This is a genomic window from Enterococcus sp. DIV0086, assembly GCF_050498705.1.
Lineage (GTDB): Bacteria > Bacillota > Bacilli > Lactobacillales > Enterococcaceae > Enterococcus > Enterococcus faecalis.
The window spans coordinates 2,053,166-2,075,123 of sequence record NZ_JBNIDN010000001.1 but is presented as its reverse complement, the minus strand read 5'-3'; the positions used below and the strand labels follow the sequence as shown (position 1 = coordinate 2,075,123).

General features: G+C 39.9%; 20 protein-coding genes and 1 other annotated feature. Of the genes, 2 read left to right on the top strand and 18 right to left on the bottom strand.

Translation table 11 applies throughout. The annotated features are described in order from the left end of the window. Positions 1 to 9: 9 nt before the first annotated feature. On the bottom strand, positions 10 to 624 hold the full coding sequence (gene ruvA / locus IGI63_RS09970; protein ID WP_002361491.1) for a Holliday junction branch migration protein RuvA: 615 nt from the start codon (positions 622 to 624) through the stop codon (positions 10 to 12). A gap of 218 nt (positions 625 to 842) precedes the next feature. On the opposite strand from ruvA, the gene IGI63_RS09965 reads away from it, so the two are divergent. After that, on the top strand, positions 843 to 1,829 hold the full coding sequence (locus IGI63_RS09965; RefSeq protein ID WP_002356071.1) for an LLM class flavin-dependent oxidoreductase: 987 nt from the start codon (positions 843 to 845) through the stop codon (positions 1,827 to 1,829). A 14-nt stretch (positions 1,830 to 1,843) separates the two neighbouring features. After that, positions 1,844 to 2,068 carry a DUF896 domain-containing protein gene (locus IGI63_RS09960; RefSeq protein ID WP_010709117.1) on the top strand — a complete coding sequence of 75 codons (225 nt, stop codon included), beginning with the start codon at positions 1,844 to 1,846 and terminating at the stop codon, positions 2,066 to 2,068. Between the two features lie 46 nt (positions 2,069 to 2,114). On the opposite strand, the gene IGI63_RS09955 is transcribed toward IGI63_RS09960, so the two are convergent. The 17 genes from IGI63_RS09955 to ispF all read right to left on the bottom strand — a co-directional run bounded on the left by IGI63_RS09955 (position 2,115) and on the right by ispF (position 21,941). Then, positions 2,115 to 3,794, bottom strand: a complete 1,680-nt coding sequence (locus tag IGI63_RS09955) for a peptide ABC transporter substrate-binding protein (RefSeq protein ID WP_002361487.1) — start codon at positions 3,792 to 3,794, stop codon at positions 2,115 to 2,117. A 135-nt stretch (positions 3,795 to 3,929) separates the two neighbouring features. Further along, positions 3,930 to 8,081 carry a 5'-nucleotidase C-terminal domain-containing protein gene (locus tag IGI63_RS09950; RefSeq protein WP_429975742.1) on the bottom strand — a complete coding sequence of 1,384 codons (4,152 nt, stop codon included), beginning with the start codon at positions 8,079 to 8,081 and terminating at the stop codon, positions 3,930 to 3,932. A 440-nt stretch (positions 8,082 to 8,521) separates the two neighbouring features. Next, entirely contained in the window at positions 8,522 to 9,907 is a 1,386-nt protein-coding gene (gene glmU / locus IGI63_RS09945) for a bifunctional UDP-N-acetylglucosamine diphosphorylase/glucosamine-1-phosphate N-acetyltransferase GlmU (protein ID WP_002361483.1), read from the bottom strand. A 201-nt stretch (positions 9,908 to 10,108) separates the two neighbouring features. Next, on the bottom strand, positions 10,109 to 10,930 hold the full coding sequence (gene purR, locus IGI63_RS09940) for a pur operon repressor (RefSeq protein ID WP_002381336.1): 822 nt from the start codon (positions 10,928 to 10,930) through the stop codon (positions 10,109 to 10,111). A gap of 143 nt (positions 10,931 to 11,073) precedes the next feature. Then, positions 11,074 to 11,913: a metal ABC transporter permease gene (locus IGI63_RS09935; RefSeq protein WP_002383493.1), complete on the bottom strand. Its 840-nt coding sequence runs from the start codon at positions 11,911 to 11,913 to the stop codon at positions 11,074 to 11,076. Positions 11,914 to 12,074: 161 nt separating this feature from the next. Continuing rightward, a complete protein-coding gene (locus IGI63_RS09930) occupies positions 12,075 to 12,767 on the bottom strand; it encodes a metal ABC transporter ATP-binding protein (protein ID WP_002356064.1) in 693 nt (230 codons plus the stop codon). Between the two features lie 25 nt (positions 12,768 to 12,792). Then, positions 12,793 to 13,746 (bottom strand): metal ABC transporter substrate-binding protein, encoded by a 954-nt coding sequence (locus IGI63_RS09925; protein WP_002367576.1) that lies wholly within the window; start codon positions 13,744 to 13,746, stop codon positions 12,793 to 12,795. 166 nt (positions 13,747 to 13,912) lie between these two features. Continuing rightward, positions 13,913 to 14,764, bottom strand: coding sequence for a 4-(cytidine 5'-diphospho)-2-C-methyl-D-erythritol kinase (gene ispE / locus IGI63_RS09920; protein WP_002356061.1), 852 nt, complete (start codon positions 14,762 to 14,764; stop codon positions 13,913 to 13,915). 180 nt (positions 14,765 to 14,944) lie between these two features. Further along, the gene (locus IGI63_RS09915) at positions 14,945 to 15,247 is read right to left on the bottom strand and encodes a Veg family protein (RefSeq protein WP_002383497.1); all 303 of its coding nucleotides are present in this window, start codon (positions 15,245 to 15,247) and stop codon (positions 14,945 to 14,947) included. Between the two features lie 57 nt (positions 15,248 to 15,304). Beyond that, complete coding sequence (locus IGI63_RS09910; protein ID WP_002356059.1) at positions 15,305 to 15,871, bottom strand: sigma-70 family RNA polymerase sigma factor; 567 nt, start codon at positions 15,869 to 15,871, stop codon at positions 15,305 to 15,307. A gap of 85 nt (positions 15,872 to 15,956) precedes the next feature. After that, positions 15,957 to 16,487 (bottom strand): NYN domain-containing protein, encoded by a 531-nt coding sequence (locus IGI63_RS09905; protein ID WP_002356058.1) that lies wholly within the window; start codon positions 16,485 to 16,487, stop codon positions 15,957 to 15,959. 14 nt (positions 16,488 to 16,501) lie between these two features. Continuing rightward, complete coding sequence (rlmB, locus tag IGI63_RS09900) at positions 16,502 to 17,359, bottom strand: 23S rRNA (guanosine(2251)-2'-O)-methyltransferase RlmB (protein WP_429975741.1); 858 nt, start codon at positions 17,357 to 17,359, stop codon at positions 16,502 to 16,504. Beyond that, positions 17,349 to 17,747 (bottom strand): Mini-ribonuclease 3, encoded by a 399-nt coding sequence (locus IGI63_RS09895; RefSeq protein WP_002356056.1) that lies wholly within the window; start codon positions 17,745 to 17,747, stop codon positions 17,349 to 17,351. Before IGI63_RS09895 ends, rlmB begins: the two co-directional genes overlap by 11 nt. After that, entirely contained in the window at positions 17,744 to 19,156 is a 1,413-nt protein-coding gene (gene cysS / locus IGI63_RS09890) for a cysteine--tRNA ligase (RefSeq protein WP_429975740.1), read from the bottom strand. Before cysS ends, IGI63_RS09895 begins: the two co-directional genes overlap by 4 nt. Further along, a complete protein-coding gene (gene epsC, locus IGI63_RS09885; protein ID WP_002356054.1) occupies positions 19,149 to 19,688 on the bottom strand; it encodes a serine O-acetyltransferase EpsC in 540 nt (179 codons plus the stop codon). Before epsC ends, cysS begins: the two co-directional genes overlap by 8 nt. 64 nt (positions 19,689 to 19,752) lie before the next feature. Next, positions 19,753 to 19,959, bottom strand: a binding site (T-box leader). Continuing rightward, on the bottom strand, positions 19,958 to 21,415 hold the full coding sequence (gene gltX / locus IGI63_RS09880) for a glutamate--tRNA ligase (RefSeq protein ID WP_002381335.1): 1,458 nt from the start codon (positions 21,413 to 21,415) through the stop codon (positions 19,958 to 19,960). (Overlaps the previous feature by 2 nt.) Before the next feature lie 52 nt (positions 21,416 to 21,467). Beyond that, the gene (gene ispF / locus IGI63_RS09875) at positions 21,468 to 21,941 is read right to left on the bottom strand and encodes a 2-C-methyl-D-erythritol 2,4-cyclodiphosphate synthase (protein ID WP_002356052.1); all 474 of its coding nucleotides are present in this window, start codon (positions 21,939 to 21,941) and stop codon (positions 21,468 to 21,470) included. Positions 21,942 to 21,958 lie beyond the last annotated feature (17 nt).

The window sequence follows — 21,958 nt, the reverse complement described above, 5'->3', positions numbered from 1 at the left end:
TATTCCTCCTTAGCGTTTCATCATGAATTTTAACGCATTGCTTAAATAAACATCTGTCGTTGTCTCACCTAACGCTTCCAATTGCTTAGTGATACGCTTAATCTCTCGGTCACTGTAGCCTAGGGCACTTAATGCTTCTAACGCTTCTGCCAATGCTTGATTGCTTGTTGTCACTACTTCGGTTGCGGTCATGGCCGCCACCGCTGCTTCGGAAGACTCTAATTCGCCTAGTTTTCCTTTTAAATCTAAAATCATTTGTTGGGCTGTTTTCTTGCCAACACCTGGGAACTTCGTTAAATATGTAACATCTTCCCCTTCAATTGCATTGATTAAACCACCATGATCAGCCACAGAAGCCATGATAGCTAAGCCACTTTTAGGTCCAATTCCAGAGACACTGATTAATTTTAAGAACAATTGTTTTTCTTCTAAACTGCCAAAACCAAATAAAAGTTGTGCATCTTCCCGCACGACTTGGTGAAGATATAGTTTAATGTCCGTATCCATTTTTCCTGAATAGCGATACGGGTTATCGACTGAAATCTGATAGCCAATGCCATTTGTTTCAACGACAATATAGTATGGGCTAACAAACGTTACTTTTCCAATAATATATTCGTACATGTTGTCACCTTTCCAATTGCTGATTGCGTACATATGTTCCATTTTAACACAAAGCATCAAAAAGCCATAGCGGAGAATTTTTTATCATCGATCTTGGCTACATCTATTTGTTACTTTTCGCTCGCTAGGGAATTAAAAAGTGCGTACTGTTTTTTTTGACATGCTTGCGTAATAATAGCGGTAGCTTCAAAAAAATAACTAAAAAGGAGACTACATACATGAAATTAAGTATCTTAGATCAATTAACGGTTCCTAAAAATCAATCAGCAAGCGACACATTACAAGAAGCCAAAGAGCTCGCTCAATTAGCGGAAAAACTTGGTTACACAAGAATTTGGTATGCCGAACATCACGGCTCAGACGCCTTTGCCAGTGCAACGCCAGAAATTTTAGTTGCACATATTGCTAGTGCCACCGAAAAAATTCGTGTTGGCGCGGGTGGCATCATGACCATGCATTATGCGCCATTTAAAGTCGCAGAAACGTTTAAAACGTTAGCAGCTTTATATCCTGATCGAATCGATTTAGGCATGGGCCGCTCGCCTGGCGGCAGCCCTTTAACTACGTTGGCGTTAAATAATGGTCAGCCACCACAACTAGATCAATTTGATAAATTACCTGAAATTTTACTCTTTTTAAGAGAGGAATTTCCTGAAGATCATTTATATTCTAAAATTTCAGCTGTTCCGCGGGAAGTTCTATTACCACAACCTTGGTTACTAGGTGCTAGTAAAGAAAGCGCACGTTCAGCTGGTGAATATGGCATTAATTTTTCCTTTGCGCAGTTTATTCATGGACATTTGCCCAAAGAAGTATTGTCAGCATATTACAAGCATTTCCGACCAGTAACTGAACAACAAGAGCCGCAAGTGAGCGCTGCGTATTTCACTTTTGCCGCCGACACGAAAGAAGAAGCAGAATACCATGCGGCTAGTTTCGAGCATTATATCTTTGCCACCGAACATGGGCTTCCAAATAAATTTTTATCGCCAGAAGAAGCCCTAGCTTTCCCTTACAGTGAAATGGACAAACTGGTTTTAGAACAAAATAAACAACGCTTTGTCATTGGCAGTAGCCAAGAAGTTGCGGAGTTTTTCCACCAACAAGAAGAACTAGGGTTGACAGAAGCAATGCTAATCACCCCAGGTTATGACAAACAAACGCGCTTTCAATCATTTGAACGCCTAGCAAAAGAATTATTATAGAAAGGAAATGAGAAATGTTAGAGGTTTTAAAAAGAATTAATACGCTTGCACAAAAAGAGCGTGAACAAGGTTTAACATCTGAAGAACAAGCTCTTCGTGTCGATTTGCGACAAGAATATTTGCGGACCATTCGTGAACAATTCAATAAAACATTAATGGGCGTCACTATTTATGATCCTACTGGTGAAGATGTGACCCCAGAAAAATTAAAAGAAGAACAGCAGAAATATTTTAATTAAAAGAGACACAGAACAGTCGATTTGACTATTCTGTGTCTCTTTTTAACTACTCTTCTGTCACATATGTCCACTTATAATCATATTGTGCGCCAGCACCATGGGCAACGACGCCTTTCACTTCTTTACTGCGTAGATGGGCAGTCGCCTTTTGATAAAGTGGTGCTAAAGCGGTCTCTTCACCAATCAATAACTTCTCAGCCTTAACCATGTCTTCCCAACGTTTTTCAGGATCTGAAGCATCTCTTGTAGCTGAAGCCTCGATCAACTCATCGTAGGCTTTACTTGAAAAACGCCCGCGATTATAGTTATTACCAGTAACAAAAAGGTCTAAGAAACTACTTGGATCTGCGTAATCCGCAGCCCAACCACCTAAGATTGTCTCAAAATCGCCGCGACTACCTCGATCAATTCGAACTGAAAACGGCACTGGGCTCACTGTTACATCAATGCCCTCTAAAGTATCCTTTAACGTACCTTGAATATATTCCGCTAACTTTTTCGTAGAATCGACATCATCGGCAACAATATCCATTTTGAGTGTTGTTATGCCCAATTCTTTCTTCGCTTTTGCCCAATATTCTTTTGCTTTTTCTGGGCTATATTCAACAATTTTTTTATTTTCATCAGCAAAATCTTTGTCATCTGTCGGCGAATACGACATCCCTTCTGGAATTAAGCCGGTAGCGACTACTGAGCCGTCGCCTAAAATTTTATCTACTAATGCGTTGCGATCAATCGCTGCTGAAATTGCTTTGCGTAAATTCACATTATTATACGGTGAATTTTTATCTCGCTGATTAAATTCCAAATAGCTGGTTCGTGCTTCTTTTTCGATAACCAATTCTGGATCCTTCGCCATTTGCTGGGCCAATTCGCCACTTAAAATAACATCGTCTGCTTGACCATCTTGGAATAAGTTCAAGGCAGTTGGCGCCTCCTTGACAACATCAAAATTGATTTTATCTAATTTGACATTGTCTTTATCCCAATAGTTTTCATTTTTTTCCAAAGTCCAATTGGTATCTGAGCCAGCCCCTTCAAAGTTAGCTAAGACAAACGGACCATTATAGACTGCTTTTTCACTGGAAGCAGCATAATCTTTGCCATATTTCTCTACGGTTGCTTGATGTTGCGGGAAAAATAGTGGAAAGGCCAGTAAATAATCAAAATATGGTGTTGGTTTTGCCAGTTTAATTTCTAGCTCGTAATCTCCGTTTGCTTTAATGCCTAATTCAGAAACTGGTTTCTTACCAGCTACAATGTCTGCACCGTTTTCAATCATTTCTAGAAAATAAGCATACTCAGCGCCAGTCTGAGGATCTGCTGTACGTTGCCAACTAAAAACATAATCGGCAGCTGTGACAGGATCACCATTGGACCATTTTGCTTCTTCTCTTAGTTTCACTGTGTACGTCAGACCATCATCACTGACTTGCACTTTTTCTTTAGCCCCTGCTGGTTGTGGCTTGCTTTTATCATCTAAACGATAAATTCCTTCATACGCATTATTCAGTGCCGTAAAACTAATTGTATCTGTTCCTAAAGATAAATCTGCAGAAGGCATTTCTTGTTGAACTACTACTTTAAATTCTTGTTTAGCGGCAGTTTTCTCTGATCCGCCTTTTGCTTTTTCGGCGCCAGCTCCCCCATCACCACCACAAGCAGCTAAAACTAACAGCGTTGTTAAACTTAACCCGATAAGTCCTTTTATACGTTTACTTTTCATGCCTTTCTCCCTTCACAGAAAAAATTCTTCATTTTTTAATTTTCAGAATATTCTTATAATACTAAAATTAAAAACAAATGGCAAGCGTTAAAATAAAAAAAGAACCAATCCCGAAGGACGGTTCTTAAAAAATGACTAACTAGCTTTGTTACGTCGTTTATAAATATACCAGCCAGAAGAAGAAAGTCCAACGAACAGTAAACCATATAATGCAAGCGTTTCTGTTTCTGTACCCGTTTTAGGTAAAAAGCCGCCATACTTTTTCTTCTCTGTTACGGATGGATTGCTCTGTCTTGCTCCCGCTTGGTTTTGTTTATTGGTTGCTACTGGTGTTTCTGGTGTTGGTGTTGGATCTGGTTTCGGGTCTGGTTTTGGATCTGGTGTTGGATCTGGTGTTGGATCTGGTTTCGGATCTGGTTTTGGGTCTGGTGTTGGATCTGGTGTTGGATCTGGTTTCGGATCTGGTTTTGGATCTGGTTTCGGGTCTGGTTTCGGGTCTGGTTTCGGGTCTGGTTTCGGGTCTGGTTTCGGGTCTGGGTCTGGTTTTGGATCTGGTGTTGGATCTGGTTTCGGATCTGGTTTTGGCGTCTCTCCTCCACCGATTAACTCTTTGTAAGCTTCTTCCGAAATAGAAACAATTCGTTCGCCTGGGAATGGTTCTTTATATTGTGCTAAATCAATCGTCGTTGCTGCACGATACAACCGCAAGCTGGTTGCACTTTTTAAGTATTCAATTAAGACAGCATCTAGTGAAATCCCTTCTTCTCGTTCACCACCTAGCATATCGTAACCATCACCACCAGCAGCTAAGAAATCATTGGTAGCCATCCGGTATTGTTTCTTCTCATCCAATGGTTCAAACTTTTGTGTTTGCCGATTTTTAATTTCTATTCCTAATACGCGACTACCGACAATCGTTTGTCCTGTTTCATTGCCTTCGTCACTAGCCAAGCGAGTACCTGGTTTTGTGGAATCATAGTGGATACGAATGGAGCTTGAAACATGTAGGAAACCACCATTTGCGCCAAGTTTTGGTTGGCCAGCATCATCTAGTAAAATTGTGCCATTCTCATCTTTTTGTGGAATCGAACGAACAGACATTTCAAACATTTCTTTAACTTGAGCACCGGTTACTTGAATTTGCGCAATGCTATTGCCAAAAGGTAACACAGCAATGACATCCCCAACTTTAATTGGCCCTTGTTTAATATCAGTGCGAATGCCGCCACCATTAGTTACTGCAAAATCAGCAGGTTGACTAAACGCGTCTTGGCCATATGACATAATCGCATCACCAATCAAATTCCCTAAGTTGGTCTCTCGTGTGCGCACATTTTCTCGTTGTCCATCCAATGTGAATGGAATATAATCGACAATTACTTTTTCATTTTCAGCGTTAAAATTCGTTCGTGCTTCATCAACGATGGCTTTAACTGCCGGGTTTTCTGACAATTCTAGCAACTCTGCTGCTGAAATCAATTTTGCTGTTTTCTTAGTTGGTTCACTCTCTGGTGCTGTGACGATCCCAACATTATTTAAATAATTACCTGTTTGAGCATAGATCACTTTGCCATAACGTTTGCCACTTTCGACGGCTGTATGCGAATGTCCATCAATCACAGTGATATCTAACTCAGGATATGTTTGACTAAGGGTTTCTGCTAGCGTATCACCACGCCAGATATGCGGCGTCGTTTCATCTACGCCTAAATGCCCAGTAACCACGAAAGCTTGAATATCCGCGTACTTCTCTTTAATTTCATTAATCACTGCTTCTACTTCTGGAATCGGATCTTTAAATGTCACCTTCTCTACGTTTTTCGGGTGTGTTTTCGTTGCTGTTTCTGGGGTCGTCACACCTACAATGGCAAACTTTTTCCCGGCTTTTTCTACGATAGTATACGGATCAAAAACCCGTCCACTGCCATCTTTGTAATACGTATTACTAGATAAAATCGGAAAATTCAGTTGGTCTTTATAACCTAGTGCAATCTCTAAACCAAAATCAAACTCGTGATTTCCCACCGCCATGGCATCATAACCAACTTCATTCATTGCTTTGGCCATATACGCGCCTTTGGAGAAATTGGAGATTGGTAATCCTTGGAAAACATCCCCTGCATCCACCATCAAGGTTGGGTTTTCTTGGTCTTTAAAGGTTTTTAGACGCGCCATACCTAATTCGCCTTTCCCTGCTTCTAGTCGGCCATGAACGTCATTTGTGTGCATAATGGTATATGCATTATCTAAATCAAAGCCCGCATTACGGACATCTTGTTTCGTAATAGCAGCGGCGTTTGGTGTACGTCCATCAGGAGAAGTCGGAATTTGAAGAGTGCCGTCATTCACTAATTCGATTGCTTTGGCACGCCATTTTTCATCAAAATTTGTCCCAATAATTGACCAATTTCGTTCGATTTCTTGTTCTGGATCAAGAGTTCCTTTTTTCTTAATATAATCAACAATCATTCCTCGTAAGGTTTCTGGATCAGAATTTTTAATAGGTTCCCCTACTTGAATCCCTTGGCTAGCTAAACCGCCGTAACGATAATTATTCATAGCAATCGTATATTCTTTGGCAGGATCCAGCGGTTGGCCGTCAATTTTCGCATCTACAATTCGTTCACCCACTGGTTTTGAAATGTCAATCTTGTAGTCCACTCCAGAAATCATGTCATAGTTATATACACGAATGTTTGGATTAAAACTAATGGTCAAATCATCTGGCTGTGTTTGGTTATAGTACGCCCCTTGTTTTTCTAAATACTTCAGTAAGTTTTCACCGTTAATGGGAACACTCACTAAGGTATTCGGGTATTTGTAGATATCAAAAATCGTGGCATAGGAAATCTTCCCCGCAGGTAATTTACTGTCGTATTTAAACAACGCTGCCGCACTTAATTGTGCGCCTGTTACTTCTTTTTGAACATTATTAATTAAAGAAATCATCGCTGTTGGTTGTAATTGTGCTTCGGGAATTCCTTTAATTTCTTGTTTTGGTAAAAAATCAGCTGTTGCTGTGCCGATCTCCTTCTGAATAAACGCTCGCGTTTGCTCATGGTATTCTTTTGTCGCTGCCTTAACTGCTTCATCTGCTGGAACATTCGTTGTTGGTACAATCGTTGCTGTACCTTCTTGCACTTCCCACTTATCGGCATTTTTAGCAACTGAAAGATCAATCTTAACAACTTCTGTCCCCGTATCTTTCGGTCCCCCTACCGGTACAGTTTTTCCATTCGGCGCTGCTCCTTGCTTGGTAAAAGAAAGGTGGTCATGGCCTAGAATATACGCATCAATCCCCGCGACATTTTCAATTACTTGGTCGGCACTGGCAGCCGGATCACTATTTTGTTGTCCCGCATGAATCGAAGCAACAATAATGTCAGCCTGATCGTTAGCTTTCAACTCAGTAACTGCTTTTTCTGCTTCTTCTTTCAAAGGTAAAAAATTAAGCGAAGTAACACGAGGGCCATCCCACAAAGGAATATGCGGAATTGTTAAGCCGATAATCCCAACTTTTAAATCTGGCTGCCCATCTTGATTAAAATCAAGTTCCTTCGTGGTAGTCCCTTCAACAAAACGACGAGCATCTTCCTTATTGTAGGTATTCGCAGACAAGATTGGAAAAGTGGCTTCTTGTTGAATTTTTTTGATTAACGGTAAACCAAAATTAAACTCATGATTTCCCAAAACCATTGCATCATACTTCATCACATTCATGGCGGTAATCATTGGATGGGTCTTTTCATTCACTAAAGGCGCTTTATTATACAAGTCATCTGTTAAAATAGTGCCTTGAATATTGTCGCCATTATCAATTAAAACGGTGCCTGCTGGGTTTTGTGCCCGGACTTGGTTGACGACTGTACTTACTTGGGACAAACCAACTGGTAATTCTTTATCATCTTCATAAGACCAATTCCATAATTGACCATGAACATCTGACGTACCTAAAATTGTTATTTTTTGCGGCGTGCTCGTTTCTTCTTTTTCAGCGGTTGACGTTTCTAAATTCGTCGTCTCTGTTGGTGCCGTGGTTTTTTGTGACTGCTTGACACTGTCACTCGTAGCCTGATTTGGTGCTTCTTGTCTGATGTCTGTTGTTTCCTGTGTGATGACTGGTTCTTGTTTTCTACTTGAATCGGTGGTACTTGTTACTGCTTCTGAACTTTGTTGACTCGTTGTTTCTACTGCATATGCCGTACTAGTAACGCTTGGCGCTATCAACGCAACAGCCATTAAAAAATGCATGCCCCACTTCACTTTTTTAAAGCTCAACTTTTTCACAAATTTCCTCCTTGTGTTTCAACCCATTTGCAACAAACAATTGTCAAAGTAACAAACAACAAAAAGAGCCTTCCCCCATCACGCTGCTCTTCTTTTCCTATCATAATATATCCGTTAAATAAAAAACAGTAAATTCCGTTAAAATAAGATGTTTTTCCTGTAAATTGTTTTTATTTTTGGACAATATAGCGAATTTGTTTGTTAAAAAAATAGTAATTTTGACCAAAACACGAACTTTATAAAAAAGAAAGTCTTTTTATATTGGAAAAGCGGAACAAAAACTATTTTTTTGAAAAAAATAACTAAAAATACCGAATAAACAGCATTGGTCTAGTCCTTGGACGTCTCTAAACAAATATTAGCAGCAATTGGTCTAGTCTTTAAGGAGGAAAAAGAACGCTCTTTTGCTTAAGCAAAAGAGCGTTCTTTTTTATTTGAGATTAATCCTTCATATAAGGTAACTTTTTAGCATAGCCTTCTTTATTCACTTGACGTGCCCGGGCAATCGCCAAATCTTCTGAAGGGACATCTTCTGTGATAGTTGAACCAGCAGCAGTCACCGCATGATCACCAATCGTGACTGGCGCAACAATGTTCGTTGCAGAGCCAATAAACGCGTGATCACCCACGACTGTTTGGTGTTTATTTTTGCCATCATAATTAACAAAAACAACGCCGCAACCGACATTAATATCTTTGCCTAATGTTGCATCACCAACGTATGTTAAATGGCCCACTTTTGTGCCTTCATCGATTGTTGCATTTTTTACTTCCACGAAGTTACCAATGTGTACGTTTACCCCCACATCTGCTTTAGGACGTAAATGTGCATACGGACCCACATCGGCCCCCTCGCGAACCACACTTTCTTCAATCACAGACTGTTTAACAACCACTTGATTGCCGATATGACTATCAACGATTTCTGAATGTGCGCCAATCAAGCAATCTTCGCCAATCACTGTTTTTCCTTTGATAGTGACTCCCGCTTCAATGACTGTGTCTGAACCAATTACCACGCCTTCATCAATATATGTTGTATCTGGATCAATAAATGTAACACCATTTCGCATATGCATCTCATTTAAACGACGATGCATAATTTTATTAGCAGTGGATAAAGCAACACGATCATTTACACCCATTGCTTCGTCAAAGTCTGCCATTTGGTAAGCAGCGACAGCTTTGCCTTCTTTTTTCAAAATTTCAATGATATCTGTTAAATAGTATTCCCCTTGTGTATTGTTTGTATCTGTTTTCGCTAACGCTTCAAACAATGATTCATTATCAAAACAGAAGGTTCCTGTATTAATTTCTTGAACACGTGCTTCTTCTTCACTGGCATCTTTTTGTTCCACGATTCGTTCAACAATGCCCACATGGTCACGAATAATTCGACCATAGCCTGTTGGGTCTTCCGCATGCGCTGTTAAAATAGTCGCACTTGCATTCTTACCTTGATGGTAATCGAATAAATTTTTCAAGGTTTCCGCAGTTAATAACGGCGTATCCCCTGTAATAACTAATGTTGTTCCTTGTTTACCACCTAATAACTCTTGTGCTTGCATGACTGCATGCCCAGTTCCCAATTGTTCAGCTTGTAAGGCATATTGACTACGTTCGCCTAAATGGCTTTTAATCATTTCCGCCCCATGTCCAACGATTGTCACGATTTCTGTTGGTTCTGTTTGTTCTACTTGATCTAAAATATGTTCGACCATTGGTTTACCAGCAACTGGATGCAATACTTTATAAAGTTTAGATTTCATGCGTGTTCCTTTACCAGCTGCTAAAATAATTGCGTATCTATTTTCCACGTTTGCCACCTCAAATTAACTAAATTGTTTGATTTTCTTCTAAATCGTCCTCATTATACCTTTTCTAGTTTATCTTACTCTTTTGTCTTTTTCAACAAAATAAGGCATTTAAAAGGTAGACCAATTTATTTTCTCATCTTTTTTTAAAGGAATAAAACAGAAAAAAAGAACCTGAAAATGGAATGGACCATTTTCAGGTTCTTTTTCAAATTATTTCTCTGTGAAATAGTTTCCTGGGACTACGCTAATCGTTTTTGTTTGTGTATCCACATCTTCCACATATAATAGCGAAGTGTAGTCATCGATTGCACGACGGCCATTGAATTTTGACTCAGCAAAAACGGTAATGCCCACAAGTTCTGCTTCAAATTCTTCAATCATACTCTTCATACCATTGACGGTGCCGCCGCCTTTCATGAAGTCATCCACGACTAAAACTTTTGAGCCGCGTTTTAAACTGCGTTTTGAAAGTTCCATTTTTTCGATACGTTCTGAAGACCCTGATACATAGTTCACGCTCACCGTTGAACCTTCAGTAATCTTAGAATCGCGACGAACAATCACAAACGGAACATTTAAGTAATAAGACACAGCTTGCGCAATTGGCACTCCTTTAGTCGCAACGGTCATTACCGCATCAATTTGTTTGCCTAAATATTTAGAAGCAATAATCCGGCCCACTTGTCTTAATAAATTCGGTTCACCAAGTAAATCTGAAAGATAAACATAGCCCCCAGGTAATAAGCGATCTTGTTCTGACAAACGATCACATAAATCCATAATCAACTGCTCCGCTTCCTCATAAGGAATTTCAGGGATAAAGCGGACACCGCCTGCAGCGCCTGGAATCGTTTCTAAAATACCTGTTCCACGTTCTTTAAATGTTTTTTTAACAATTGCTAAATCTTCACTAATGGAAGACTTGGCAGATTGGTATCGGTCAGCAAAATATGTCAAAGAAACCAATGTATGGGGATGATCTAAAAGATACTGGGTCATATCGATTAATCGTTCACTTCTCCGAATTTTCAAATTCGTCACTCCTTTTCATTCTATCGTTCCTTATTATAAGGGGTTTAACCGAAAAATTCGAGGATTTTTTTCAAATAACTGAAAATAGTTCGCCATTTCTTTTAAAAAAAAGAAATAAAGGAGAAAAACTTTCGTTTTTCTCCTTAGTTTCTTTGCATTTTTTGTTTTCGTTGGACCATAACAACCACTCGGCGATAAATATTGACTAATAAGAATAAACCAATAAAAATTAGGGTAATGCTTGCACTCGGTGGTGTTTCCAAATAATACGAGCTAGTCAACCCTGTTAGCATGCCAATCAAGCCCATAAACACACTGATAATAATCACCGTGTTAAAGCCTTTACCAATTCGCATACCTATTGCAGCTGGTAAGACCATAATTGCTGAAATTAACAAGGCTCCCGCGATCGGAATCATCACAGCAATCGCCACACCAGTAATTACATTAAAAAGCATCGACATCCAATGAATAGGTAGCCCATCAACATGAGCAGTATCTTCATCAAATGTTAAAACATACATTGGACGTTTAAATAACATAAACAATAGAACTAAAACTACGAATAAAATTGCCAACATAACCACTTGATCCCACGTAATCGTGACGATGGAACCAAATAAATACGATTGAATACTAGCAGCTGAATTGCCTCCTGTTAAATTCATTAAAACTAACGCCAAAGCCAAACCGCCTGACATTAAAATAGCAATCGAAATTTCTGAATAGGTGCTATAAATCATTCGTAAATATTCTAGAATGATTGCAGCCACAATCACGACAATTAAGGTCATTAAATTAGGATTCCAATTAAAAAAGAAGCCTAGTGCCACACCGGCTAATGACACATGTGAAAGGGTATCTGCCATTAAAGATTGTCGGCGAATAACTAGAAAGACGCCGAGCATTGGGGCAATCACTGAGATAAACAGTGCTGCTAAAAAGGCCTTTTGCATAAATGCATAAGAAAGCATTTCTGCCATACGATTCACTCCTTACCGCTAAAATGAACACTACCATTGTAGCGACGTTTAAGCGAATTAATTTTTTAATTCCTGCTTATTTTTTAAATTTTTCCAACATTTCTTTAAGTCGTTCCTTGGCTTTCGTTATGATCGAGCCAGATAACGTTTTATTGGAAAATTTACGTATACGATTCTTCACTCATATGGAAACAACGCCATTTCGAATCTTCTTTGCGGACAAGACGAATTTGACGATCCACATAGGTTTTGATATCTTCATGATCATGCGTAATCATCAAAATAGCTTTTCCATGTTCATGCGCACTGTGTTGCAACAATTGATAAAATTCGTTTCGCGATTGTTCATCCATACCTGTTGTTGGCTCATCTAAAATAAACAAATCTGGATCGGTCGCAAACACTCGTGCTAAACTAATTCGTTGCTTTTGCCCTCCAGAAAGCTCGCCAATTCGTTTGTGGCGCATTTCCCACATGTCCACTGATTTCAAAGCTTTTTCCACATGAAGATGATCTTTTTTCGTCAACGGTTTGAACCAACGATTTCTGGGAAAGCGACCTGAACGTACTAATTCAATTACGGTGCTAGGAAAGCCCGCATTGAAAGAAGCGACTTGTTGTGGAATGTAGCCAATGCTGATTTTTTCACCAGCACTATTTTTTTTAGCGACCGTAATTTTGCCACTTGTTGGTTTTAATAACCCTAAGGTACTTTTGATCAGCGTTGACTTGGCAGCGCCATTTTCTCCTGTTAAAATAACGAATTCCCCTGGATCAACATAATAAGAAACATCTTCTAAAACAGGTTCATCATCATAATAGAAGGTTAAATTTTCGACTTCAATATAATGCATAAGTTGGCTCCTTTCTGTTGCCAGATTAATGAATGCTTTTTTGTAAAGCAGCGAGGTTTTCTTTCATGACAGACACGTAGTTCTCGCCTGCTTCTTGTTCTTTTTGAGTTAAACTCTCTAAAGGATTCAATACGGCTAATTCGACGCCTGTCTCGTCTGCCAATGTTTTGGCTACTTTTGTAGAAGCCGATGCTTCAAAATAGATCACAGAAACATTGTTTGTTTTAATATATTTTTTTAATTCGGCTAAACGACTTGGCGAAGGTTCTTGGTCTGGAGAAATCCCAGCAATCGGTTCTTGGGTCAAACCATATTGTTTCGCCAAATAGCCAAATGCAGCATGTTGCGTCACAAAGGTCCGATTTTTAGCGCCTGCAAACGCAGCTTGGTATTCCTTATCTAACGCAGTCAATTTTTCCAAATAAGCAGCGGTATTTTTTTCAAATACGGCTTTTTTCTCAGGATATTTTTTGATAAGCGCATCCCGAATCGCTGTCACTTCTTTTTGCGCTAACACGGGATCTAACCAGACATGCGGATCCAGTTCGTGGGAATGGTTATGGCCTTCATGACCTTCTTCGCCAGATTCTTCCTCTTCTGTTCCTTGCATCAATTGAATGGATTGACTGGCTTCCACGATTGAAACTTTTTTCGTGTCCAAGTTTTCAATAACATTCGGAACCCAAGTTTCTAGCTCTTTACTATTATAAACAAAGACATCCGCATCAGTAATTTTCGCTAAGTCTTTTGCGCTTGGTTCATAATCGTGTGGTTCCGTTCCAGCTGGAATCAACAGCTCAACCTCTCCCTCATCACCAACGACTTGTTTTGCGAAGTCGTACATCGGATAAAAAGTAGTCATTACCGTGAGCTCTTTCTTCTCTTTTGGCGATTGTGTGGTTTGCCCACAGCTAGCTAAAAGAAAAGCACTGATTGCTAAAGTAACGCCGATTATCAAACGGCGGTAGATTTTCGTCATGTTCTGTCCTCTTTTCGATTTACCTATTATAAACCGTAATATTTACGATTTGCCAGGAATAATGTACCAAATGGATCACGGGACGTCAAGGAATAAATTTAAAAAAACAACAGAGCGTGGGACAAAAATCACTTTGGGTTTTTGCTCCACGCTCTGTTGTTTTTATTTATTTCAATGTCCGAACCAAATAAACTTCTTCACAAAAGCCTTTAAGTCCATTATAAATCCGTTGTGCTCGTGTTTTCTTTTCACATAAAGCAAAGACTGTCGGTCCACTGCCGCTCATCAACGCTGCATCAGCGCCGTACTTCAGCATGCGATCCTTGATTTGTTGCACGATCGGATGTCTGGCAATCGTGACACTTTCCAACGCATTGCCGACCGTTTGGGTCATCCCAGTATAATCACCATTTTCAATAGCTATTCTTAGTCCAGCAATATCTGGATGGTGCAATTCATCTACCGCTAAATCATTAAAAACGGTACTAGTGGATACACTAATTCTCGGTTTAACTAACACAATCCAACATTGAGGCATGGTCGGTAATGCTTCAATTTTCTCCCCACGTCCGTTTGCAAAGGCTGTTCCGCCCCTTAAACAATAAGGAACATCCATACCAATTTGGCTGCCAATTTCACAGAGTTCGTCCATCGTCAACCCCAGATTCCACAGTTTGTTCAAGCCTCGTAATGCTGCGGCACAGTCACTGCTCCCCCCTGCTAAACCAGCTGCCACGGGGATACGTTTTTCAATATATATTTTAATTCCTTTATGAATATTATAGGTACGCTTTAATAAGTCAACTGCTTGATAGACATGATTCCGTCGATCCACGGGTAAAAAAGAGCTGTCCGTTTCAATACGAATGATGTCTTCTTCTAGATTTTCAAAAGTTAAATGATCGGCTAAATCTACACTTGCAAAAATAGATTCAACTTCATGATAGCCATCCACACGTTTATGCAGAACATCTAACCCAAGATTAATTTTCGCAGGAGCTCGTTCGATTATTTCCATCGGTTCCCTGATTCACCTTCCTTAATCTTTTGTCTACCAACATTTTAATCTTTTAGATTCTATCATATGTCCATGAAGAAGTACACCGAAGATTGCTCTTTCTCTGACGACAGATGGCTGAAATTAAAAAGAGCTTAGGAACGAAGGGCTCTTCCTTCACTCCTAAGCGGACTTTCTAAATTATACGGCTTGACCGATGAATTCGATTTCAACGGTGCGTGTTAAAACATCTGAATAGCTATAAGATACACGTTCAAATGAGTTCTCGTCTGGATCCAAGTCAACAACAAAAACAGATGGATAAGTCTCCGTTAAGATTCCTTTACGTTCTGTTTGGCGCTTTCTTCCAGTCTGAGCAACTAACATAATTTCACTGCCGATACGGCCTTCCAAATCTTTCTTAATTGACGATAACGTTGTTGGCATTGCATTCACCTCGAGAAACATTATATCACTTTTTTTAAAAAATTTCAAGTTTATCATACTAGAAGTCTGTTTGCAACTACTTTTGCTCGACAAACCGGCTGTTTTGTCGAATTTTTATTCATTTTCTAATGTATATTTCATTTTTGCTTTGGCACGATCATAGGCACTTCGGACAGCTGAAAAAGTTCCCCCACGTACTTTAGCGATTTCTTCTAACGTGTAGCCTTTTAAGTATGCGTTTAAAATTTGTTGTTCCAACGAGGAAAGACGTGTCGGAAAAGCTGCCAATTTTTCTTGAATCATTAATTGACCTAATGGGTCGGTAGCCGCTGTCCCTAAATAGTCCACTAACTCTTCACCAGCGCTTTCTAATCGTTGTTCCAGAGAAATAGACAAGGTATCTGTTCGCCGCTTATAGGCGCATTGATGGCGAATTAAGCTATGTACGTGATTTTCAAAATTTCGTTTAAAAAACTTTCCTAATGATGCTTGTTTTTCTGAATCAAATCGTTCTAACGTCCGAAAGAAGACAATTCGCCCTTCTTGAAGCCAGTCCTCAGTATCATAATCTTTTAAATAGTATTTTTTCATGCACTTATAAATCACTGGCTGATATTGCCCATATAAGGCTTGAAATTGTTCTTGGTCTCCTGCTAATGCTTGTTGAATCTGTTCTAACATAAAAAGCCCTCCTTTTCGATAAACGTATCGAATGATTTAGGAGAGCATAGCATGTTAGAAATTTATGACTTAAGCGAACATTTGTTTAATCTTTTTTTTGAGACAATTCTTCTAGCTTCTCAGAAAGTTTTGATAACTGCTCCACGTTCCATGGAGAATTTCGACGAAATTGCTGGAAATGGATATCCGTTGCATGAATGGCAATCGTCTTTTCTGTTTTCTGGACAGCTTTGTAAAGTTCATTGGCCGAAGTCCGCAATGCACCTTGTGAAAAGACCACCCATTGTTCAGCCAAATCACTCGTTGCGACTGTTACTTGCGTTAAACGATCATTTTTTTCACCAGCTAGACGTTCAATATAACTATCTGCTGTTTCATCTTCTTTGGTGAAAACCACGGTCAAAAGGTACTTTTTGTACGTTTGCTGAATACCTGGGACTAATTGGGCATCAAAGACCACAATGATTTCCAACCCTTCATATTTGGCATAATTGGACAGACGACTAAGAAGCAGTTCACGCGCATCCTCTAAACGCTCTTGCTTTTTCAACTGGACCAATTCTGGCCAAGCACCAATCATATTATAGCCATCAACGATTAACAATTGTTTTTTCATACAATCGCCTTCTTCTATAATGGGTTGCGGCCACGATAGACTTCATACATTAGCAAGCCTGCAGCCACACCAGCGTTTAAGCTTTGAACGTGTCCAGTCATTGGAATCGTTAATAATTCATCCACTTCTTTATGAAGACCTTGACTCATGCCACGACCTTCATTTCCGATGATTAAGGCAACTGCGCCTTGTGTATTCCAGCGACGATAATCCGTCCCAGACATATCTGTACCAAAAATCCAAAATTGATTCTCTTTTAGCGTTGCAATACTTTGCGCTAGATTCGTTACACGAGCCACTGGAATATGTTCCACGGCCCCTGTTGATGCTTTGGTTACGGTTGGTGTAATTCCCACTGCACGATGTTTCGGAATGATAATACCGTCCACGCCTGTCGCATCAGCTGTTCGCAAAATTGAGCCAAAGTTATGTGGGTCCTCTAGACTGTCTAAAATTAGGAAAAATGGTGTTGCTGTCTTTTCTTTTGTTTGTTCCAATAATTCTTCTAAAGTTAAATATTGATACGCCGTGATTGCTAAAACCATGCCTTGATGCACGCCGTGATCACTCATCGTATCTAATTTTGCTTTAGGCACCCATTTGACTGGAACAGCCTGTTCTTTCGCTGCTTGTTTTAATTGCTCAATTTTCTCGCCACGAGCATCTTCTTGTAAAAACAATTTATTTCCGCGTCCTTGCTGCAACGCCTCAACAGTGGCATGGAAACCAAAGACAAAGTTATCTGCTAGCTCTTCTGAGGTTCCATCAGCACCTGCTGTCGCTGGTCGTGGGTTCCGTTCTTTTGAACGCTTATCTGAACGTTCTGGACGTTTCTTACCTTTTTTAAAAGGACGAGATTTTTCATTTTTCATTGGTTTCACCTACTTTCTTGATACACCAGTTAATTAATTCTTCTAAACGTTCTTTTTGTTGTGTTAAATGTAAATAACCCATCAAGGATTCGAAACCGGTCGCTACCCGATAGGTCGTCACATCAGCATTTTTGGCAAAGGTGTGACTTTTAGCATTCCGACCGCGTTTGTACATCACTTCTTCTTCCTCCGTTAGCATTTCTCCCGCTAACATCGCTTGCATTAAGCTTGCTTGGGCTTTTGCTGACACGTAGTGTGTCGCCATGCGATGCAAAACATTCGGTTTCGTTTGTCCTAAGGAAACTAAATAATCACGAATGTAAATTTCATAAATCGCATCGCCAACATAGGCCAAAGCTAAACCGTTTAATTGTTTGTAATCTCTCATTCACTTCTTCTCCATCTCGTTCCTTGCGGAGTATCTTCTAAAACAATGCCTTGTTCTTTTAATAAATCGCGGATTTCATCACTTCGGGCAAAATCACGGTCTTTCCGTGCTTGGTTCCGTTCTTCAATTAACGCATCGACTTGTGCATCCACTAATTCTTCGTTTTTAAAGAATAAACCAAAAATAGCTAACCAGCCACTGAAAAGCTTATCCATCGCCACTAGAATTGGTTCCGAAACTGCCGCTTGTTCACTATACTGATTCATCATCTTCGCTAATTCATAAACGACCGTAATCCCGTTAGCTGCATTGAAATCATCGTCCATTTCCGTAATAAAACGTTGTTCTAATTCGTTTAATTGAGCCAAATAGTGTTCATCCTCTGGCAAACTTGCGACCGCATCTGCTTGTCTAAAACGTAAATTTTCAAACGCATTTTTCAATTTTTGATAATTGGCTGCTGCCTCTTTTAGAGTGCTTTCGCTATAACGAATCGGGCGACGGTACTGGGTGGTGGACATAAAGAAACGTAAAATTTGCGGATCCACTTTTTGAATCATTTCATGAACAGTAATGAAGTTACCTAGGGATTTGCTCATTTTTTCATCGTCTTCACCAATTGTGACATAGCCGTTATGCATCCAGTAATTGGCAAAGGTATGGCCTGTTTTGGCTTCGCTCTGTGCAATTTCATTCTCATGATGTGGAAATTCTAAATCTTGTCCACCACCGTGAATATCAATCGTCTCTCCCAAGTGTTTTGTCGCCATGACAGAGCATTCAATATGCCAGCCGGGACGTCCTTTCCCCCAAGGAGAATCCCAAGAAATTTCATCTTCTTTGGCACTTTTCCAAAGAGCAAAATCCAATGGGTCTTCTTTTAATTGTTGTTCAACGCCAGTTCGTTGACTTGCCCCCACTTCTAATTCATCAATCGATTGATGGCTTAATTTACCATAATTAGGGAATTTACGGGTGCGATAATACACATCACCTGCGACCTCATAAGCAAAACCTTTTTCAATTAAAACGTCGATAAAAGATAAGATATCAGGCATGTGGTCCATCACCCGAGGATGTAACGTTGCTGGTTGGACATTCAATGCTTGCGTATCTTCTTCAAAGGCTTTGATAAAACGCTCCGCCACTTCCGGCGCAGTAATTTTCAATTCTTTGGCTGCCTTGATAATTTTATCATCGACATCTGTAAAATTCGAGACATAATTCACTTCATACCCACGATATTCAAAATAACGACGAATTGTATCAAAGGCGATCGCACTGCGCGCATTACCGATATGGATATAGTTATACACGGTTGGTCCGCAGACATACATCCGAACTTTATGCGCCTCAATTGGCGTAAATACTTCTTTTTCTCTGGTCAATGTATTATAAATTTTAATCATGCCCTTTTTCCACCTTTCTTCCATTTAGACGAACGACTTTCGCAGGAACACCCACAGCTGTAGCATCTGCTGGGATGTCTGAAATAACAACAGCACCCGCCCCAATTTTTGAACGTTCACCAATCACAACTGGCCCTAAAATTTGAGCTCGTGCCGAAATCATCGCTCCTTTTTTCACTGTTGGATGGCGTTTACCCGTATCACGACCGGTCCCACCTAACGTCACTCCGTGAAACAAAACAACATCTTCTTCTATTTCCGCGGTTTCCCCAATCACAATGCCCATGCCGTGATCGATAAAAACTCCCGCTCCAATTGTGGCTCCGGGATGAATTTCTACGCCCGTTATGAAACGCCAAAATTGTGCATGAATCTTCGCCAACAAAAACAACTGATGCCTATATAAGAAATGAGACAAGCGATGCCAAAACAGGGCGTGCAAGCCAGGATACGTTAAAAGAACTTCTAGTGTGGTCCGCGCTGCAGGATCGTTTCTTTTAACAGCTGCGACGCTACGTTTCAACCAACTCATATGGTGAACTCCTTTCTATTATACAAAAATAAAAAACGTCTTTTAAGCAACAAAAAAACGTTGCTTAAAAGACGCCCATGCGTGGTTCCACTTTTCTTCACAAGAACTAGCTCTTGCCTCGATACAGTTAACGCCTGCCGACGTCTTCGGTTACTTTTTTCACCAAAGCCACTCATAGATGCATTTCGACAAAAGATGCTCGCTGTTCTCACCACCCACAGCGTCTCTGAAATCCATCTGATTGTCTACTTCTTCTATTCTTTGTGTTTTTATAACACTTTATTTAAATGATCTAATGCTTTTTCTTTGCCTAATAATTCGATGGTTTCGCCTAATTCAGGACCATGCATTTGTCCAGAAACAGCAATTCGAATTGGCATAAACAAGTTTTTGCCTTTAACGCCGGTTTCTTTTTGGACGGCTTTAATCGCTGCTTTAATACTTGGGACATCGAAAACGTCCAAGGCTTCTAATTGTTCTTTAAACGCATGTAACACAGTTGGCACTGTTTCTCCTTGCAAGAATTCTTTCGCAGCATCATCTAAAACTGGATGTTCATTAAAGAACAAGTTTGATAGTTCCACAATTTCAGCTGCATAACTCATTTGTGGTTGATACAAGCTAACTAATTGTTTTAACCATTCGATTTTTTCAGGAGATGGATTTTCTTCAACACGACCGTCAGCGACTAAATAAGGAATACACATATCTGTTAGTTCACCTAAGTCCATTTGTTTCATGTATTGATTGTTAATCCATTCTAATTTTTTCGCATCAAAGGCCGCTGGTGACTTGCTTAAGCGTTGTTCATCAAACAATTTAATCAAGTCTTCTTGTGAGAAGATTTCTTCTTCGCCAACAGGAGACCATCCTAGTAAAGCAATAAAGTTGAACATGGCTTCTGGTAAGTAACCTAATTCACGGTATTGTTCAATAAATTGTAAAATTGTTTCATCACGTTTGCTCAATTTTTTGCCAGTTTCTGAATTAATGATTAAGGTCATATGGCCAAAGACAGGTGGTGTCCATTCAAACGCTTCGTAAATCATTAATTGTTTTGGTGTGTTCGCAATGTGATCATCGCCACGTAAAACATGAGAAATTTTCATTAAGTGATCATCTACTGCAACGGCAAAGTTATACGTTGGCATCCCATCGCGTTTTTGGATGACAAAATCGCCACCAATGTTATCTGACTCAAAAGTAATTTCACCTTTCACGATGTCATCAAATTTGTATTCTGTGTTACGTGGCACACGGAAGCGAATCACTGGTTCTAGACCAGCCGCTTCTTTGGCTGCTTGTTCAGAAGGTGTTAAATTCGCACAAGTGCCTGCGTAGTGAGGCATTTCCCCACGAGCTTGTTGTGCTTCACGTTCTGCTTCTAATTCTTCTGGCGTACAATAACACTTATACGCACGATTGCTACTTAATAATTGATCAATCAATGGTTGGTAAATTTCTTTACGTTCTGATTGACGATATGGACCATATTCTCCCGGATGAGCAGGTGATTCATCCCATTCCATCCCTAACCATGCTAAGTTTTCCAACTGACTTTTCTCGCCGTCTTCGATGTTCCGTTTTTGGTCGGTATCCTCGATACGAATGATAAATTCTCCGTCATTGTGGCGGGCAAATAAGTAGTTAAATAATGCTGTTCTTGCATTCCCAATGTGCAAGTGTCCAGTTGGACTTGGTGCGTAACGCACACGAACTTTCGTCATGTTCATTCCTCTTTCCATTTTTTAAAAACAGACGGTTTAACGTCGTTTTCAGTTATTTTTCCAATAAAGCAACGGCAATTGCGCCGATTCCTTCTTTTTTACCAACAAAGCCCATCGCTTCCATGGTCGTTGCCTTAATGTTCACTTGTGTGACCGCTAAGTGGCAACTCGCGGCTAGATTCTTTTTCATCTCTGCCAAGTATGGGCTCATCTTTGGCTCTTCCGCTAAAATTGTACAATCAATATTGCCAATAGTAAAGCCCGACCGCCCAACTTTTTCATTTACTTTTTTTAATAAGTTTACAGAATTCGCATTTTTGAACTGCGGATCGGTTTCGGGAAACAGTTGTCCAATATCACCCAGACCAGCGGCACCAAGGATTGCATCAATAATTGCATGTGTTAAAACATCAGCATCTGAGTGACCTAACAGACCTTTTTCATAAGGAAGAGTAACCCCACCAATAATTAAAGGTCGTTGCGGAACTAATTGATGAACATCAAAACCTTGACCGATTCGAATCATACTAAGTCCTCACTTTG